The organism is Dolichospermum sp. UHCC 0406, assembly GCF_009712025.1.
In the GTDB taxonomy this organism is placed as follows: domain Bacteria; phylum Cyanobacteriota; class Cyanobacteriia; order Cyanobacteriales; family Nostocaceae; genus Dolichospermum; species Dolichospermum lemmermannii.
This window is the reverse complement of sequence record NZ_VILA01000014.1, coordinates 34,386-51,324: the sequence shown is the minus strand read 5'-3', so window position 1 is coordinate 51,324 and position 16,939 is coordinate 34,386. Positions and strand designations below refer to the sequence as shown.

Below are 16,939 nucleotides of genomic sequence, written 5' to 3'. Positions count from 1 at the left end.
GTTATACTAACTCATTTAATCAACAAATCTCTAATTTTAAACGTTAACGAAAAAGATTGTCAACTATGGTAAATCAACTAGAAATTACAGATCAACGCAAAGAAAATGCTGAAGCGGAAATTCGTGACAAAACAAAGCGTGTTGACTACAACACCTTAGAATATCCTATCGAAGTAATTGTGCAAAAATATTTAGATGGGGAGAAGGAAGATGAAAATGAATTGTTTATTCCAGATTATCAACGAGAAATAGCTTGGGATGAAGATAGACAATCAAAATTCATTGAATCTGTGATGTTAGGTTTACCAATCCCTTATATTTTTGTTGCGGATATATCAAGTACAGAAGATTTAGCACGATTAGAAATTATAGATGGTACACAACGTATTCGGACTTTAGCTAAGTTCATTAACAATGAGCTTAGATTACAAAATCTAAATAAATTAGAAAGCCTCAATGGGTTTACTTTTCAAGATTTACCGCTACCACGTCAAAGACGTTTTAACAGAACTACCATGAGAATGATTCAATTAACCGAACATTCAGGTGAAGAAATTAGAAGGGATATTTTTGAGAGACTTAATACTGGTAGTGTTCAATTGAATGAAATGGAGAAACGCAGAGGATCTCGACCAGGAAAGTTTTTGGATATAATCGAAGAGTTATCAAAATATCAACAATTTCGAGATTTATGTTCTTTTACTCCAACTCAGATAAATAAGAGAGATCCCCAAGAATTTGTTCTCCGGTTTTTTGCATTTCTGAATAATTATGAAAATTATCCTAGGAAAAGTGATATTCATAAATTTTTGGATGATTATTTAGAGCAAGAGAATAAGTCTGAAACATTAGATATTAATGCAGCTAAAAATGAATTTTATTTAATGTTAAATTTTGTTCAAAAGTATTTTTCTGATGCTTTACATACCTATATCAAAATAAAAAAATCCTATGAACCTACAACTAGAATTAAGTTTGAATCAATTACTGTAGGTATTGCTTTAGCGTTAAGAATAAATCCAGATATAGTTCCCAATTTAATTGAGTTTTTAAACTCTAAAGAATTTAAAGATTATACCAATTCTAATGCGAGTAGTTCTAAAAACAAAGTAATTAATCGTATTTATTATGTTCGTGATCAGCTTTTAGGTAATTCATGAGAAGTACATTATTTGAAGATTTTGATAAACGCGCTCAAGAAGTAAGACGATATTTTATATTATTGAAAAATTTAGAGCAAGGTTCAATTCAATTAAGTATGGGTAATACAAACAATACAAAAATCAAACCGATAAACAATGATTTAGAAAAAACTCTTAAAGCAACAGGATTTTTGTTACTATATAATCTAGTTGAATCTACAATGCGTAATGCAATTGAAACAATATTTGATGAATTAAAAACTAAAAATATTTCTTTCGATGATGTAAGAGACGAAATTAAAAAGATTGTTATTGATAATCTAAAAGATAAAGATAATAAATCTACTAAAGATATTTTAGTTACAGTTCAAAATATTTCGGTTGATATCATATCAGCTACTTTTAATAGAGATAGATTATTTTCAGGAAATATTGATGGACAAAGAATCAAAGATATAGCCGAAATGTATGGATTTTCATATAAGACTAATGCTAGAAAAACTGGAAATGGTAAGGATTTACAACGAATTAAAGATCATAGAAAAGACTTAACACATGGTTTTAAGTCTTTTGAGAAAGTTGGTAGAGATGCTACTTCTGATGAGCTATTGGAAATTCAAAAAAGAGTTATTTGTTATTTAAGGGGAATATTAGAAAATATAGAGAGTTATCTATCTAATGAAAAATATTTAAAAAAGAATCCGGTTAAAAATGCTTTAATTAAAGACGGTTGGACAATTACAATAGATACTTGTCCTCTGGAATATGAAGACGTTGAACTTTATCCAGATTTAGCTATAGAAAAGATAATTTCAGAAAACCAAAAACAACGTAAAATTATTGTTGAGATCACAAGTTTTATCAGTTCTTCACTCATCAAAGATTTTCAGAATGCTTTAGGACAATATATTTTATATCGTAATTTGATTCAACTATCTCAAAATGAATCCCAAGAAATTTATTTAGCTGTAAAAGATGAAATTTATGAGACTTTTTTTCAAAGGAAATCAATTAAAACTGTAGTTCAATTAAATCAACTTGCTTTGGTTATTATTAATACAGAAAAAGAGGAAATTGTACAATGGATAAATTAGTTAATTATCGTGAAACTATTAATGAAACTCGCGAAACAAAAAATTAGCAGTGAAAACTCAACGCTTAATCAGTTACTAATGGAATTACAGGAAGAATGCCAGAATGTGATTTCTCTGATTAATCAATTACAACTTTCTGAATTAAGCGATCGCCAAAAGGGTAAAATTCTCTCAGAATTGCTGGTAGCTTCTATTCATTTGCATTCCCATTGTGATGAAGATTGGCAAAATTTAATTTCTGATGAGTTGGAAACTTTAGCAGATGATTAATGGAGAAAATCTTATGAATATAAAGAGGTGTAAAAATGATTGAATTACATCCTGAGTTTTTAACAAAAAATGGTCAAAAACAATTTGCAGTTTTACCTTATGAGGAATTTTTGAAGATTACGGAATTGTTAGAAGATTTGGAAGATTTAAGAGATTTACGGGATGCTAAGGAAGAAGAGAAAGATAGTCTTTCCGTATCTTTAGCTGATGTTAAGAAAATGCTTATACATAATCCATAGGTAAACAAAAATGAACTTTTACACAGTTGTTCTCAGACAAAGTTCCGGTTATTGGGTGGGTTTGTGTTTAGAAAATGGGATTGTTGGACAGGGAGATACTCAAGAAGATGCAGTTAATAAATTAAAGGAAGCAATAGAATCTTTTGAAGATGTTTATCAATCAGAAGATAATATTTATAAATCTCCTATTTCTATAGATGAATTACATGAATTTTTGTTAGTTGAGGAAAAAGAAAAACAATCAGAAATCTATGAATTGAGGAAGGTTTATGCCTAAAAATATACCTTCTTTAAAACCCAAAGAATTAATTAAATTATTAGAAAAAGCAGGTTGTACTTTTCATAGAGAGGGAAAAGGAGAGTAGTTCCTATAGATATGGGTGCTAGAGAAATGTCTCCAGGTTATGTTTTACGGATTTTTCGGCAATTTGGTTTTAGTGATGAGGAGATTGAAGGTTTGTTGAGGTAAATCAAGGATATTTTTGATCAAATTGTTGGTTTTGAGGATGAAGGGAGGGTGATTAGTAAGGAGAAGCGGCTTTGGTATAATTTAGGTTAGGGTGGGCTGGATGGACTCACCTGAATGTTATAATAGTTTATTATCGGGGTCAACAATGCCAGCAAAGGATACTTGCCATGATGCGGTCAAAAATGCTTTAATTAAGGATGGTTGGACAATTACGGCTGATCCTTATTATATAATTTATAGAAAATTAAGACTTGTTGCTGATCTAGGTGCTGAACGTCCATTATCTGCTCAAAGAGGTGATGAGAAAATAGTGATAGAAGTTAAAAGTTTTCTAAATCCATCATTTATTTATGATTTAGAAAGGGCTGTAGGTCAGTATATCATTTACCGTAATTATCTTAAAAGAACAGCACCAGACCATCAGATTTACTTAGCACTTGGTCAACTTGTTTATAAAGCTAATTTTGATGAAACTATCCAAGTTGTTGTTGATGAAAACCAACTTAAATTAATCATTGTAGATACAGATAAGGAGGTTATTACCAAATGGATAAGTTAGAAAATTACCGTTTTTTAATCAAAAAAATCTTAACAGAATATCATCAACTTTTTTCCTCTGCATCTCCTGATAATATAGAAATGCTATTAGCTTTTGATGAGCAAAGAGATCAATACTTATGGTTTCAAGTTGGTTGGACAACAGAGGAAAGAATTAAGGGAATTTCTGTCCATATTCGCATTAAGAATGAGAAGATTTACATTGAGGAAGATTGGACTGAGGAAGGAATTGCAACAGAATTATTGAGGGAAGGTGTACCCAAAGAGGATATTGTTTTAGCTTTTCATGATCCAGAAACTCGTAAGTTGACGGAGTTTGCTGTGGCTTGATTAATTTATAAACAGGAGAAAATACATCCTTTTGCTGATAATTTGTATCGTTATTTGAATTTTGATCAAATTGTTGGTTTTGAGGATGAGGTGAGGGAATATTTCATGGTCAGGATATCCCGATAGAGAAATCAACTATCAATTAACTATGAAAATACATAAAAAAAGCTGATTATTCGGGGGGGTAGATATATTATTACTTATATTTGTGAATTTTGAGGATGTTTTAGGAAACAATTAAAACATAGCTTTTGTCAGCTAAAAATAATCAAATTGTATTCAAAGGAGCAAATAAAATGGTACAATTCAATGCAGCACTAAGAACAGAATATGAACAACTCTACAGAGATTGTCAAATCAAATCTGATAAACTAAGTCAAGTTGATACGATTGTTAATCGTCTTATAGACAATCGCTCTCGCTATAAAAAAGTAGAAAGACTGACTGATGTTCCTTGGTTCATCGTTGCAGTAATTCATCAACTAGAAGCTAGTGGAAATTTTAATACTCATTTACACAATGGCGATCGCTTAAGTGCTAAAACAATTAATATTCCTAAAAATCGTCCCCCCGGAAAGCCACCTTTTACATGGGAAGAATCGGCACAAGATGCTTTAACTTTTGATGATTTAAATAATTGGACTGATTGGAGTATTGCCGGAAGTTGTTGGAAACTTGAAGGCTACAATGGACTAGGTTATCGGCGGTTTCACTCTGAAGTAAAATCTCCTTATTTATGGAGTTTTTCTAATCACTATACTAAAGGTAAATTTGTTTCCGATGGTAAATTTGATACCGATAAAGTGAGTGAGCAATGTGGCTCTGTTGTGCTTCTCAAAAGAATGGAAGAAAAAGGATTTATTTCCTTATCACCAGAAAGTGGAGTGGGTGACGATATTGATACAACAACAAAACAAAAAGAGGTAACATGGTTTGAGCTTTATCGTAAGGAAGAAGATGGCACATCTTATCCAGTTATCGCCGCTTGTGCAGGTTCAGAAACTATTGAAGTAGTAGAATTAAAAACCAAACTAACGGATGAATTTGTAGATTTTTTAGGCAAATATCCGACAGCAAAAACCTTTTTAATTGCTCCCTCTAGTAAGGCTATTCCTTCTGTTACCGCACCTGATATTACCATTACTCCTACCACTGATTTACCAATCTTAACTCGTATTCTGCGTTGGGGTAGTAAAGGAGATGATGTTAAAGCCTTGCAAAAAGCACTTAATGATTTAGGATTTAATGCTGGCAAAGTAGATGGTGAATTTGAAAATAACACAGAAAATGCTGTTAAAGCTTTTCAGTTAAAAGCAGGTTTAATGATTGATGGGGAAGTTGGTCCCATGACTTGGGGTAAACTTGGTGGTAAACCTGGAGATAGCATTTCTGAAGATCCATCTGATCCTATTTATTTACGATTGGCTGGTTTTGCTGAAATTGAAGCCGCTAAAGGACTTACTTGGAGTAGTGCAAGTAGTGAAGCGGAAAAATACCTCAAACCTTTCCGTAAACCTATGCAAAGTATAGGTCATATCGGAAGTGATCCAGTTTTTTATAATTGGTGTGCGGCTTTTGTTGCTTATTGTTGTCGTAACGTAGGAATTGATATACCAGATCAACCTGAAGGTTTTTGGGCAACAATGGCTTTAGTTGAATCTTGGAAATTTTGGGCAAAACAAAACGATTTTTGGTGTCCTAAAGGTTCGGTAACTCCTATGCGTGGAGATATTGTTACTTTTGATTGGCCTGGTAAGAAGGCTACGGGTGAATTTAATCATATTGGCATTATCAGAGCATATTCTCAAGGAAGTTCTGTAATCAAAACTTCTGAAGGAAATAAAGATAATACCAGTGGTAACTTTACTCGTAATTTGTCGTCTGTCTCAGGATTTATCAGAATCCGTTAACTGAGTAGAGTAGGAACTATAACAAAGCGATCGCTGTTTGGGTGTGGTTTTGTGGAGAGCGATCGCTTTTTGGTTATGCGTTGAGAAAGCGATCGCTTATTTGATGAAAGGAGTTCATGTTAAAATATGGTGATAATTTTCACTATTAACAGCTTCAACTTCTTGAATTTTTCCATCATGTTTATCAAGACGAATTTTACCTAAATGTTCAGGATCAGTACCGAAATTATAAGTAACACCTTGATTATCTTCATTAACTTTAATTAACATTACATAAAAAGCCATAATATTTATTGGTGAGAATTCGCGTTTATGTTCTCTGCCGTTGTGCTTGCAGTTTTAGCATGATTTCCGCGTGCATTTCGCGGGTAATGGGATAGAAGTAGACTAAAACTAACCCGGCAATTAAACAAACGGTTGGTATGGGTCCAACAGCAATACGAATGGCTAAAAGTGCAGATTCAGGTTGTACAGGTAAAGAACTTTGTCCAGCAACCGCTTCTTTAAAACCATAAGCTTGTAAGGTATTACCGACCAAAAATAGCCCGAAAGCTAAACCAAATTTTTGCAATAAAACCATGAAACCATAGAAAATTCCTTCCCGTCGTTGTCCAGTTTGCAATTCATCTAATTCAATCACATCAGGGATCATTGACCAGGGAATTAGATAAGCTGTAGAAACTCCCATACCTGCCATTACAGCCATAACATACATTAAACCAACTTGATTTGGCTGTAAGAAAAATAATCCAGCAGCCGCAATAATCCAGGAACTCATTCCTAAGAAATAAACGATTTTTTTGCCAATCTTTTTACTTAAATAACTCCAAATAAATAACATAAATAAAGCCGTTCCCTGCACTGCAATCATGACTGTGGGGACATCTCCCTCTTTAAGTTTCATACAGTTAACGACAAAATAGGGAATAATACTGGCTGTGATTTGCACACCTAACCAAGAAAAAAGATATATCGCAATTACAAACAGAAAAGGTTTATTACTAAAGACAATTTTTAGCTGTTCAAAAAAGGGAATTTCTGCTTCTTGTGGCAAAGAAATCCGTTTAGCTTCAAAAGCTAAAATGCGATCGCGCACCCCATAAACGCACCAATACAAAGATAAAACCGAAATTACGGTACACACAGCCGCTAAGACTAAATATTGTTGTTGGCGATCGCTAATTTGTGAGAAAATAATTTTTGATAAAATCAACGATAAAATACTGCCACCAATGGAAAACGTAAACCGAAAACTATTCAAACTAGTTCGTTCATCGTAATCTTGAGTTAACTCAGGAGTCATGGCTGTATAAGGCAAATTCACAACAGTATAAAATGCCTGAGATATAATCCCAATTACTACATAATACCAAAATAAACACCAAATATTACTACTTTTGTCAGCAGTAAATTGGGGGACAATCCACTGCAAGAAAAAGAAAAATCCAAAAGGAATTGCCCCATATAAAAGCCAAGGTAGACGACGACCCCAGCGCCGGGATTGGGTTTTATCAGTCAACATTCCCACCATAGGATCATTGATACCATCCCAAATTTTGCCAATCATCAAAATACTACCTGCCAAACCCGCTGGAATTCCTGCCACATTGGTAAAGAAAACCATCATGTAAAATACAGCAATATTTGCAGTAATCGCTGGTCCCAAATCTCCCGCACCATAAGCTAATTTAGTTTTAAAATCTAATTTTTCACTTGTTAGCGACTTAGGAAAATCGTTATTATCACCATTATCCTTAACCATAAATTACACCCTTATTAATTGACAATTGACAATAGATAACTAACAATTATTAACACACTTATTTTAGTTTTATGTCAGACCTTTACATTTCTTGGTCAGATTATCACCACAAAATTGAACAACTGGCTGTAAAGATTTATCAATCGGGTTGGGAATTTAACCAAATCGTCTGTTTAGCTAGAGGGGGACTGCGAGTAGGAGATATTCTCTCCCGCATATACAATCAACCATTAGCAATTTTAGCTACTTCATCTTACAATGGCGCGGGGACATATAAAAGAAGTAATTTAATTATTTCTCGTCAATTAACCATGACTAGTGAAAATTTAGGTTCACGGATTTTGCTAGTAGATGATTTAGTAGACTCTGGTATCACTATTCAAGAAACAGTTCCCTGGTTACAGAAACATCATGATTTTCCCATTCAAGAAATTCGCACCGCTGTAATTTGGTATAAAGCTTGTTCAGTTGTTGTTCCTGATTATCACGTTGATTATCTGGCTGATAATCCTTGGATTCATCAACCTTTTGAACATTACGAACATATTAGTCCTTGCGAACTGGCAAAAAAGGAGAATTTAGGGGTTGCAGAATAGCAGTGAAAGATACTCGTTTTGTTGTGACTTCATTGCCTACAAAAAAAGTGCTTTCTGGAAAACTTCATACTCAAATATAGCAATTCCCATACAAGTGAGGTGCAATAAGTCAGAATTAAACGCAGATAAATGCAGATGAACACAGATAATTTTGTACCTCATTAGACTAGGAAATGCTATATTAGCTTTGAGTCTTAATTATTATTTCTATAGGAGAGAAATCGGTGAGCATAGATAAACTTTTGGAGCAGGTAGTTAGTCAGGTATTAGCATTAATAACCTTTTTCGCTTTCCCCGTAATCCAATATTTTCTACTCAAGTGGACAGTACGACAAGAAGGACTACCGAGGCTTGGATACTTGCCAGAGTATGGTTTTAGATTGGTCATTCGGAACATACCTCGAAGAAGACTTTTAAAGAATATTAAATATAAAGTTTTTCTCAGAAGCCTTATTCCACCATCTAAAGGTTCTACAGCTTATACTTTCTATGATACTGATATTCTCTATAAAGAGGAATTATTTGTTTTTCACAATTCAGACCAAACTATGTTAAGCTTTCAATTACAGGGAGATAAAGAAGATAATATTGACTTTGTTATCACAGATAAATTGGGCAACAAGATTCAAAATGAAATCTCAATAAAAAATTTTGAAAAGCTGATTTGTGATTATTCAGCAACAGTTGAGAATTTCTTTAACTTTGACGTTCAAATTGAAAAACGAGTTGTTATTCAATCTTCTTCTTTGGTCAAAATGTGGCAGGAAACTCATTTAGGATGTGACAAATTCAAAGAATTTAATGTTGACCACATACTAACTCCTGGTTATTAGTGCAATAATAGAGGGATATAGCAATGAATTTTTGCAGTAGCCCAATCTGGTAATTCTGTTGATGCAGGTAAGCACTGTAATTGATTGTATTTGAAGCAGATTTCCAATTAAAACAACCATAACCAAACAGGAAGAGTAAACAACAAAACTATCATCCCCATAGCTAAAGCAGTAACAGCCAAATCTCTATCCAAATCAAAGGTTTCTGCTATTACCAATGTAGCCAAAGCTGGAGGCATACCCATTTGCAAAACTATCACCTGTGCTGCATTACCAGTAACACCAAAAAATGAGAGAGTGCTACCTAAAATCATCGGCACTAATAGCATTTTAATGAAGACACTACTCCCCGCTTGTGGTAATTTTCGCCAAGATTTTAGTTGGGAAAGTCGCATTCCAATTAACATCAAAGATAAAGCAACTGCACCCCAAGCCAATTTTTCTAAACAAAATATCACCGGAGAGGGAAGCGTCACTTGATGCAATAATAAGCCAAATCCAAAACTCCATAAAGCCGGATTAATCAAAATTACCTTTGCTATTTGCATCTGATTTTGGGTATTATTACCAAACTTAGCAGCAAGAAACACACCTAAACCATAAGCACCAAACAGCGAACCCAACATATCGTAAAATAAAGCCCAGGCAAAATATTCTTTACCTACCATTGCTAAAGTAATGGGAAAACCCAAATTACCTGTATTACCTACCATTGCTGCTAGAATCAAACTACCTTGAGTTGTCGCGGGGGGAACTGAATCAATGAAATGGGCTTGGGCTTTGATTCTTAACCAAGCTAATAATGCCCCCAGAAAGATTGCCAAGTGAGCTATTATCGGTGCAATCCAAATCTGTCCTGATAAATCTGTTTGTAGTAAAAAACCGATGATGCTTATAGGTACTCCCACCCAATAGAGAAATTGACCTACGTAGGTGGAAGTATTGTTAGGCAATTTACGTCCCAGTATAAATCCCACTAGGATTAATCCCACTAACTTGATATATAGTTCTAAAAGATTTATCAAAATTACACCATAATTCAAAATTAAGCATTAAACAAAACTCATTTCTTCTTTAACTAACTATTAAACACAAACAGGAGCAAAAACTTGAATAAAGCTGGGTTTCCTAAAAAACCGCACAATTCCTACCCTCTCTCTGGTGATGATATCCCAGTGGCTTTACGCGATACAAATGATGCAGGAAGTAAGATCAAAGTCCAACCTGTGGTTTTGATTACAGGTGGATTAACAGGATTTTTGTTACTGGCTGTCTCTAGTGGTTTTTTGTTTTCGCTGACAACACCTAAGCCAAATGCTAATTCTGTAGCTGAACCAATTAGTTCTACACCCATAGCCGCTAATACCCCAAATAATAATGATACAGTGTTGGGACATTTTCCCTATTCAGAAGCACCAGAATCAGAATTAGCCCCAATTACGGGTGACAGTAGAATCAGAATGCGAAAATCTGCCGCTGTCAAGTTTCAAGCCATGGTACAAACCGCTAGAAGTGCGGGTGTAATTTTAGTTCCAATTTCTGGCTTTCGTTCTGTACAAGAGCAAAAGCAGTTATTTTTCGGTGTAGGCGCACAGCGGAATCAAACCCCAGCCGAAAGAGCAGCCCTCAGCGCACCACCAAATCATAGTGAACATCATACAGGTTATGCGGTGGATGTTGGCGATGGCACAGTCCCAGCAACTAATCTCCAAGCCAATTTTGATAATACCAAAGCTTATCAGTGGTTACAGGCTAATGCGGCTAAGTTTAGTTTTGAAATTTCCTTTCCGAAAAATAATCTTCAAGGTGTCAGTTATGAACCTTGGCATTGGCGTTTTGTCGGCGATACTGATAGTTTAGAAACATTTTATAAAGCCAAAAATATCAAACCTGTAAAAACACCATAATGATAGTCAGAGAATATCAAATATCTGACACTGAAGCAATTATGAAACTGTTTGTAGAACGTCGAGGAATAAAACTTAAAAATTATGTAATGGAAAAATATTTATAATTTCTGGTTTTACATTAGTTCAGATTTCATGTATTTATTTCTTCCTTTGCGCCTTTGCTCCTTTGCCTCTTTGCGCGAAATAAAATTAAATGTAGTTTATCGGTGCAGTTCCCCACACCGATTTACATAATTTAACTCTAGTTTTCCGTGCCATATTCCTTAGGCTAATGCGGAAGCTTGGGGTTTGGCAAAAATCATCCTTCCAGCAGAAGTTTGTAAAGCACTGGTAACTACTACTCGCAATTCACCACCAACATAACCTCTACCTTCTTCCACTACTACCATTGTGCCATCATCTAAATAGCCAATTCCTTGAGTTGGTTCTTTTCCTTCTTTGAGAATTTTCAAATCAAGATAATCACCAGGTAAATAAGTTGGACGAACAGCATTGACTAAATCATGAACATTCAAAACTGGAACTTTTTGCACACTAGCAACTTTCGACAAATTATAATCATTGGTGAGTAATGTGCCATTGATTTCTTGAGCAAAACGCACCAATTTAGCATCAACAGTGGCAGTATCTTCATAGTCCACAGGATTGATTAAAATACGTTCAGGATAAGTTTCCCGAATGCGGTTGAGAATTTCTAATCCTCTTCTTCCCCTGACCCGTTTTTGGTCTTTACTAGCATCAGCTACTTGTTGTAATTCTTGTAAAACAAATTGGGGGACAAGAATTAATCCTTCTAGAAATCCTGTTTCTAGTAATGTTTCAATCCGGCCATCTATAATGCAGCTAGTATCTAAAACCTTAGTATTAGCAGGTTTAAGAGTTCCTTCCACCACCATACTTTCCACAGTATTGGGGTTAATTAATCTTAACAACCCCCGTCCGTGAGTATCTGCTAAGTTCATTCCTGTAACAGAGAGGATAATACTGCCAACAACCGCAACAAGAGGTTTGATAAAACCAAAATCTGGGGGAATGGGTAATAAAAATAGCGGGGCTAACATCAGATTGGCGAGTAATAGCCCAATTACTAAGCCAATGGCACGGGTGAGAATGACTTCTAGGGGCATTTCCCGGACTTGTGACTCTAGCCGACGGTATGTAGTCTGGAAACTCAGCCCGACTGCACCACCGATAATGGCAGCAAAGACAGCGAAAACTAGGCGTAAGGCATCTAAATCACTAACTCCATTAAGAGTACCAGGGGGGAGTAGATCAGTGCTGAAATAACCTATTCCCGACGCTGCCAAGATAAATGAGAGAATAATAATGACATCCAGCATGGTTATGTTGTGTTCCTACAACGATATTTATTCGATAGAGTAAAGTATGCTTGTTTGAGTCCTTTTTAGTGATGGAATCATCTTAGCTGCTCAGGCAGACAGAATATGCCAACATTATAACTAAAGCGTTTTTACTGCATATTATTTTTATTTTTAGGGAAAAAGGATGAAAAGTTGTAAACAAACTCCTCATTTTCATTATTTTTAACAGTCAAATCAAATTAACTTCACTATTGTTCAAAATGAGTCAAAAAGATATTGGTTGGGGGATTCCCAGTTCTGCTTATGTGCATATTCCCTTTTGTCGGCGACGATGTTTTTATTGCGATTTTCCGGTATTTGTGGTCGGGAATAACTCACGGGGCGAAAATTCTGGGACAATTGGCGAATATGTTGAAGTTTTATGTCAAGAAATCAGGATTGCACCAACTTATAGTCAACCTTTAGAAACAATTTTTTTTGGTGGTGGTACTCCTTCACTATTATCAACAGTACAGTTGCAATCTATATTGACAACCTTAGAACAGCGATTTGGCATTGCCTCTGGGGTAGAAATTTCTATGGAAATTGACCCAGGGACGTTTGATTTTGCACATATCGCTGGTTATCGTAGCTTAGGAGTAAATCGCGTGAGTTTGGGTGTCCAAGCTTTCCAAGAAGAATTGTTAAAAACTGCTGGGCGATCGCATTCCCTTATAGATATATTTACAGCTATAGAGTTAATTCACAAGGTCGAGATTCCCGAATTTAGCTTAGACTTGATTTCTGGCTTACCGTATCAATCTTTAGCACAATGGCAAGATTCCTTAATCCAAGCAGTAGCAGCCACCCCAACTCACATTTCCATCTATGACCTGACCATTGAACCCGGAACAGCCTTCAATCGTTATTACAAACCGGGAGATCATCCCTTACCCACAGATGAAACCACCGTCAAAATGTATCAAATGGGGCAAAAGACCTTAACTGATGCTGGTTACGAACATTACGAAATTTCCAATTATGCCCAACCAGGACATCAATGCCAGCATAATCGAGTTTATTGGCAAAATCGCCCCTATTATGGCTTTGGTATGGGTGCAGCCAGCTATATACAAGGTAAACGCTTCACCCGTCCCCGCAAAACCCAGGAATATTACCAATGGTTAAAAAACGGTGCTGTGATTGATTGTGAAATCACACCACAGGTAGATGTTTTGTTAGAAACTCTCATGTTAGGGTTACGGTTAGCCGAAGGAATCAGTTTAAATTCCTTAGCAACAAACTTTGGCAACCATCAAGTTGAGAGAATTCAAAGCTGTTTGCAACCATACTTTGCTCAGGGTTGGGTGAAGATTGTTGGGGATAGGTTGCGTTTCAGCGATCCCGATGGTTTTATATTTTCTAATGTGATGTTAGCGAAGTTGTTTGAGGAGTTAGGAGAATAATAAATTATGTTTCGCGCAAAGGCGCAAAGAAGCAAAGGCGCAAAGTTTGAAATTTGTGAGTTTCCAATTTTATATTTTAATTTAGCAATGCCGATTATTGCATCAAATCATCATTTGCAACGTCACCAGGATAAAAGTTGAGGTTAATTAGATCTTCCCATAAATATAGGCATTGAGAAGGAAAGGTTGATAACGGTAAATTGGTTTCTCCTGATGCTAAATCCCTAGCATTTTCATAAGCTTCCTCAAGTGCTACTTCTAGAGAAGACTGCAAACTAGGATTTTCATTCAGTAATTTTATGATGTCTCGGCGTTGAATCCGAATAGTTGCTAACCAACTACGAATACGTTTTGATGATTGATATTCCCACTTGAGTAAATGTCCAATTAAAATAATCAGACGATTTCTCAATTCTTGGCGTTCCCTTCTCCCCAAAGATTCAACTTCCTCAATTAAATTAACTAAATCAACTTGATTCCATAGCTGATAACGTAATAAATTAGCCTGTTGTTGAGTCCAGGCATAAAAATCCGTTTCATAAAGATTCAGGTTGACAGCGGATTCTTTCCCCCCTTGTGTCTGCATAATTAAAACCTAGTAACCTTGAATTAATTATAACTCCCTTCTTCCTTTGCGCCTTTGCTCCTTAGCGTCTTTGCGCGAAACAAAAACCTAAAAAGTCACCACACTCCGAATAGATTCCCCCCTGTGCATCAAATCAAAAGCATCATTAATCTTTTCAATCGGCATCACATGAGTAATTAAATCATCAATATTAATCTTACCATCCATATACCAATCTACTATTTTCGGTACATCTGTCCGCCCTCTTGCACCACCAAAAGCCGAACCTTTCCAAACCCTGCCAGTTACTAATTGAAAGGGACGAGTGCTGATTTCTTTACCTGCACCAGCTACACCAATAATCACACTCACACCCCAACCTTTATGACAACATTCTAAAGCTTGACGCATGATATTGACATTACCAATACATTCAAAGGAATAGTCAGCACCACCGTTTGTTAAATCTACCAAATAAGGAACTAAATCACCTGCAATTTCTTGGGGATTAACAAAATGTGTCATGCCAAATTTTTCAGCTAATTCGCGTTTTTTAGGATTAATATCTACACCAATAATCTTATTTGCGCCCACCATTCGCGCCCCTTGGATCACATTTAAACCAATGCCGCCCAAACCGAAGACTACCACGTTTGCGCCTGGTTCTACTTTAGCTGTATTCACAACTGCACCAATACCTGTTGTCACACCACAACCGATATAACAAACTTTATCAAAAGGGGCATCTTCCCGAATTTTAGCAACGGCGATTTCTGGCAATACCGTATAATTAGCAAAGGTGGATGTACCCATATAATGGTGAATCATGTCGCCACCGATACTAAAACGGCTCGTACCATCTGGCATTAAACCCCGTCCTTGTGTACCGCGAATTGCTTGACAAAGATTAGTTTTGAAGCTTAAACAATAATCACATTGCCGACATTCGGGAGTGTATAAAGGAATTACATGATCTCCCTTTTTGAGACTTTTGACATCAGCCCCTACTTCGACAACTATACCAGCGCCTTCATGTCCTAAAATTGCCGGAAATAAACCTTCAGGATCATCACCAGACAGGGTAAAAGCATCAGTATGACAAACCCCACTGGCTTTAATCTCAATTAAGACTTCTCCTGCTTGTGGTGGTGCTAATTGTACGGTTTCAATTGTGAGAGGTTTTCCTGCGGTGTAAGCTATTGCTGCTTTAACTTCCAAGATGCAATTCTCCTTTAAGGTTCGTTTTTGGGATTAATATCTACCCAAATAATCATAGTTTGTGCTTACCATTCGCGCATCTTGGATCATTTTACCTTGGATAATTAATTGTCTGAATCAGGATGTTCAGGATTTAAGGATTTTCAGGATAATTAATTGTCTGAATCAGGATTTCCAGGATTTGAGGATTTTCAGGATAATTAATTGTCAGAATCAGGATTTTCGGGATTTGCAGGGTAATATTGTCCGCAATGTGTCAAGATACTATTGAAGCATGATCTAGGTTCTACCCTATCCAGTCCTAACTTATGAATGAACAGCGTCTACAGGCATATTATCAGCTAGTTCAACAACTGCTTAGTTGTCCCCATGGTCAAGAAGCGGCTATATTACAAGCTAACAGGGAATTACTCGATGTTGATTTTTTAGAATTGCTGAAGGTAGGGGTAGAACAAATGTCTACCCAGGAAGGACAAGAAAATCGTGCTAACCGGTTGCTGGCTTTAGCTTCTCAACTGAGTGAACAGTTAGATATACCCCTAACCCCAGAACCAGAAACGCCGCTTAATCAAGCAAATTTTGATACCTATTTACAATTTTTATCAAAAGTATTACAAGCTACCGCAGAAAGTGAAGGTAATCCCCAGGTAGTTTACCCTTTACTGGCTGCAAATACGGATAAACTTAATCTCACCTTTGTTAAATTATTACAGGATTGGGCAACAAATACACTAGAAGAAGCAGAACCAGACGCAAAACAATTTTTCGCTGTAGTGATAGGTAATTTTAGTAATTTGATATGGCAATTTCCTTTAGGTAACAAACCTGATAATGTGGAAATTGCTATTACTGGTTATGAAATAGTTTCCACTGTTTTCACCCGTGAAACTTCTCCAGAACAATGGGGAACTTTACAAAATAATCTGGGGAATGCCTACTCTAATAGAATCAGGGGTGATAAAGCGGAGAATCTGGAAAATGCCATCGCAGCTTATAATGAAGCTTTAGAAGTGAGTACCCGCACCGATTTTCCTGTAGATTGGGCAATGACGCAAAATAATCTGGGGACTGCCTACAATAATAGAATCAGGGGAGATAAAGCGGATAATCTGGAAAATGCCATTGCAGCTTATAATGAAGCTTTAGAAGTGAGAACCCGCACCGATTTTCCTGTACAATGGGCAATGACGCAAAATAATCTGGGGAATGCCTACAGTGATAGAATCAGGGGAGATAAAGCGGATAATCTGGAAAATGCCATTGCAGCTTATGAGCA

At 35.9% G+C, this 16,939-nt stretch carries 19 protein-coding genes; 13 read left to right on the top strand and 6 right to left on the bottom strand.

The features are described from left to right. The first annotated feature begins 65 nt into the window (after positions 1-65). From FJR09_RS11265 to FJR09_RS11225, 8 genes are all read left to right on the top strand, one after another. Positions 66-1,160: a DUF262 domain-containing protein gene (locus tag FJR09_RS11265; protein ID WP_015083080.1), complete on the top strand. Its 1,095-nt coding sequence runs from the start codon at positions 66-68 to the stop codon at positions 1,158-1,160. Further along, entirely contained in the window at positions 1,157-2,236 is a 1,080-nt protein-coding gene (locus FJR09_RS25175) for an MAE_28990/MAE_18760 family HEPN-like nuclease (protein ID WP_015083081.1), read from the top strand. The genes FJR09_RS11265 and FJR09_RS25175 overlap by 4 nt, the downstream gene beginning before the upstream one ends. Before the next feature lie 21 nt (positions 2,237-2,257). Then, complete coding sequence (locus tag FJR09_RS11255) at positions 2,258-2,506, top strand: hypothetical protein (protein WP_168634444.1); 249 nt, start codon at positions 2,258-2,260, stop codon at positions 2,504-2,506. A gap of 35 nt (positions 2,507-2,541) precedes the next feature. After that, a complete protein-coding gene (locus FJR09_RS11250) occupies positions 2,542-2,745 on the top strand; it encodes a hypothetical protein (protein ID WP_053538042.1) in 204 nt (67 codons plus the stop codon). A 10-nt stretch (positions 2,746-2,755) separates the two neighbouring features. Continuing rightward, positions 2,756-3,022: a type II toxin-antitoxin system HicB family antitoxin gene (locus tag FJR09_RS11245; RefSeq protein ID WP_168653364.1), complete on the top strand. Its 267-nt coding sequence runs from the start codon at positions 2,756-2,758 to the stop codon at positions 3,020-3,022. A 337-nt stretch (positions 3,023-3,359) separates the two neighbouring features. Beyond that, entirely contained in the window at positions 3,360-3,773 is a 414-nt protein-coding gene (locus FJR09_RS11235; protein WP_168642865.1) for an element excision factor XisH family protein, read from the top strand. After that, the gene (locus tag FJR09_RS11230) at positions 3,761-4,102 is read left to right on the top strand and encodes a XisI protein (RefSeq protein ID WP_168498341.1); all 342 of its coding nucleotides are present in this window, start codon (positions 3,761-3,763) and stop codon (positions 4,100-4,102) included. Before FJR09_RS11235 ends, FJR09_RS11230 begins: the two co-directional genes overlap by 13 nt. A 296-nt stretch (positions 4,103-4,398) precedes the next feature. Next, entirely contained in the window at positions 4,399-6,012 is a 1,614-nt protein-coding gene (locus FJR09_RS11225; RefSeq protein WP_168653365.1) for a peptidoglycan-binding protein, read from the top strand. Positions 6,013-6,126: 114 nt separating this feature from the next. Here FJR09_RS11225 and FJR09_RS11220 read toward each other — a convergent pair whose 3' ends face one another. Together FJR09_RS11220 and FJR09_RS11215 are read right to left on the bottom strand one after the other, a co-directional pair. Next, the gene (locus FJR09_RS11220) at positions 6,127-6,297 is read right to left on the bottom strand and encodes a hypothetical protein (RefSeq protein ID WP_168653366.1); all 171 of its coding nucleotides are present in this window, start codon (positions 6,295-6,297) and stop codon (positions 6,127-6,129) included. A 25-nt stretch (positions 6,298-6,322) separates the two neighbouring features. Then, a complete protein-coding gene (locus FJR09_RS11215) occupies positions 6,323-7,774 on the bottom strand; it encodes an MFS transporter (RefSeq protein ID WP_168653367.1) in 1,452 nt (483 codons plus the stop codon). Positions 7,775-7,845: 71 nt separating this feature from the next. Here FJR09_RS11215 and FJR09_RS11210 point away from each other — a divergent pair, with 71 nt between their 5' ends. Continuing rightward, positions 7,846-8,370 carry a phosphoribosyltransferase gene (locus FJR09_RS11210; RefSeq protein WP_168653368.1) on the top strand — a complete coding sequence of 175 codons (525 nt, stop codon included), beginning with the start codon at positions 7,846-7,848 and terminating at the stop codon, positions 8,368-8,370. A gap of 224 nt (positions 8,371-8,594) precedes the next feature. Continuing rightward, on the top strand, positions 8,595-9,203 hold the full coding sequence (locus FJR09_RS11205; protein WP_015083091.1) for a hypothetical protein: 609 nt from the start codon (positions 8,595-8,597) through the stop codon (positions 9,201-9,203). 107 nt (positions 9,204-9,310) lie between these two features. Here FJR09_RS11205 and FJR09_RS11200 read toward each other — a convergent pair whose 3' ends face one another. Continuing rightward, on the bottom strand, positions 9,311-10,228 hold the full coding sequence (locus FJR09_RS11200; protein ID WP_015083092.1) for an AEC family transporter: 918 nt from the start codon (positions 10,226-10,228) through the stop codon (positions 9,311-9,313). A gap of 84 nt (positions 10,229-10,312) precedes the next feature. On the opposite strand from FJR09_RS11200, the gene FJR09_RS11195 reads away from it, so the two are divergent. Next, entirely contained in the window at positions 10,313-11,110 is a 798-nt protein-coding gene (locus tag FJR09_RS11195; RefSeq protein ID WP_015083093.1) for a D-alanyl-D-alanine carboxypeptidase family protein, read from the top strand. Between the two features lie 266 nt (positions 11,111-11,376). On the opposite strand, the gene FJR09_RS11190 is transcribed toward FJR09_RS11195, so the two are convergent. Continuing rightward, positions 11,377-12,453 (bottom strand): PIN/TRAM domain-containing protein, encoded by a 1,077-nt coding sequence (locus FJR09_RS11190; protein ID WP_015083094.1) that lies wholly within the window; start codon positions 12,451-12,453, stop codon positions 11,377-11,379. Positions 12,454-12,695: 242 nt separating this feature from the next. Between FJR09_RS11190 and hemW the strand changes: the two genes are divergently transcribed. After that, complete coding sequence (gene hemW / locus FJR09_RS11185; protein WP_168653369.1) at positions 12,696-13,880, top strand: radical SAM family heme chaperone HemW; 1,185 nt, start codon at positions 12,696-12,698, stop codon at positions 13,878-13,880. A gap of 94 nt (positions 13,881-13,974) precedes the next feature. On the opposite strand, the gene FJR09_RS11180 is transcribed toward hemW, so the two are convergent. Both FJR09_RS11180 and FJR09_RS11175 read right to left on the bottom strand, forming a co-directional pair. Further along, a complete protein-coding gene (locus tag FJR09_RS11180; protein ID WP_015083096.1) occupies positions 13,975-14,466 on the bottom strand; it encodes a DUF29 domain-containing protein in 492 nt (163 codons plus the stop codon). 87 nt (positions 14,467-14,553) lie between these two features. Then, a complete protein-coding gene (locus FJR09_RS11175; RefSeq protein WP_168653370.1) occupies positions 14,554-15,663 on the bottom strand; it encodes an S-(hydroxymethyl)glutathione dehydrogenase/class III alcohol dehydrogenase in 1,110 nt (369 codons plus the stop codon). Positions 15,664-15,971: 308 nt separating this feature from the next. On the opposite strand from FJR09_RS11175, the gene FJR09_RS11170 reads away from it, so the two are divergent. Next, a partial coding sequence (locus FJR09_RS11170; RefSeq protein WP_168654080.1) for a tetratricopeptide repeat protein occupies positions 15,972-16,939 on the top strand: 968 nt, incomplete at its 3' end.

Excerpts from the sequence above, each read along its gene's own strand:
- FJR09_RS25175 (WP_015083081.1), top strand. The coding sequence starts at position 1,157 with ATGAGAAGTACATTATTTGAAGATTTTGATAAACGCGCTCAAGAAGTA.
- FJR09_RS11245 (WP_168653364.1), top strand. The coding sequence starts at position 2,756 with ATGAACTTTTACACAGTTGTTCTCAGACAAAGTTCCGGTTATTGGGTG.
- FJR09_RS11230 (WP_168498341.1), top strand. The coding sequence starts at position 3,761 with ATGGATAAGTTAGAAAATTACCGTTTTTTAATCAAAAAAATCTTAACA.
- FJR09_RS11215 (WP_168653367.1), bottom strand. The coding sequence starts at position 7,774 with ATGGTTAAGGATAATGGTGATAATAACGATTTTCCTAAGTCGCTAACA.
- FJR09_RS11265 (WP_015083080.1), top strand. The coding sequence starts at position 66 with ATGGTAAATCAACTAGAAATTACAGATCAACGCAAAGAAAATGCTGAA.
- FJR09_RS11190 (WP_015083094.1), bottom strand. The coding sequence starts at position 12,453 with ATGCTGGATGTCATTATTATTCTCTCATTTATCTTGGCAGCGTCGGGA.
- hemW (WP_168653369.1), top strand. The coding sequence starts at position 12,696 with ATGAGTCAAAAAGATATTGGTTGGGGGATTCCCAGTTCTGCTTATGTG.
- FJR09_RS11235 (WP_168642865.1), top strand. The coding sequence starts at position 3,360 with ATGCCAGCAAAGGATACTTGCCATGATGCGGTCAAAAATGCTTTAATT.
- FJR09_RS11180 (WP_015083096.1), bottom strand. The coding sequence starts at position 14,466 with ATGCAGACACAAGGGGGGAAAGAATCCGCTGTCAACCTGAATCTTTAT.
- FJR09_RS11225 (WP_168653365.1), top strand. The coding sequence starts at position 4,399 with ATGGTACAATTCAATGCAGCACTAAGAACAGAATATGAACAACTCTAC.
- FJR09_RS11255 (WP_168634444.1), top strand. The coding sequence starts at position 2,258 with ATGAAACTCGCGAAACAAAAAATTAGCAGTGAAAACTCAACGCTTAAT.
- FJR09_RS11250 (WP_053538042.1), top strand. The coding sequence starts at position 2,542 with ATGATTGAATTACATCCTGAGTTTTTAACAAAAAATGGTCAAAAACAA.
- FJR09_RS11220 (WP_168653366.1), bottom strand. The coding sequence starts at position 6,297 with ATGGCTTTTTATGTAATGTTAATTAAAGTTAATGAAGATAATCAAGGT.
- FJR09_RS11210 (WP_168653368.1), top strand. The coding sequence starts at position 7,846 with ATGTCAGACCTTTACATTTCTTGGTCAGATTATCACCACAAAATTGAA.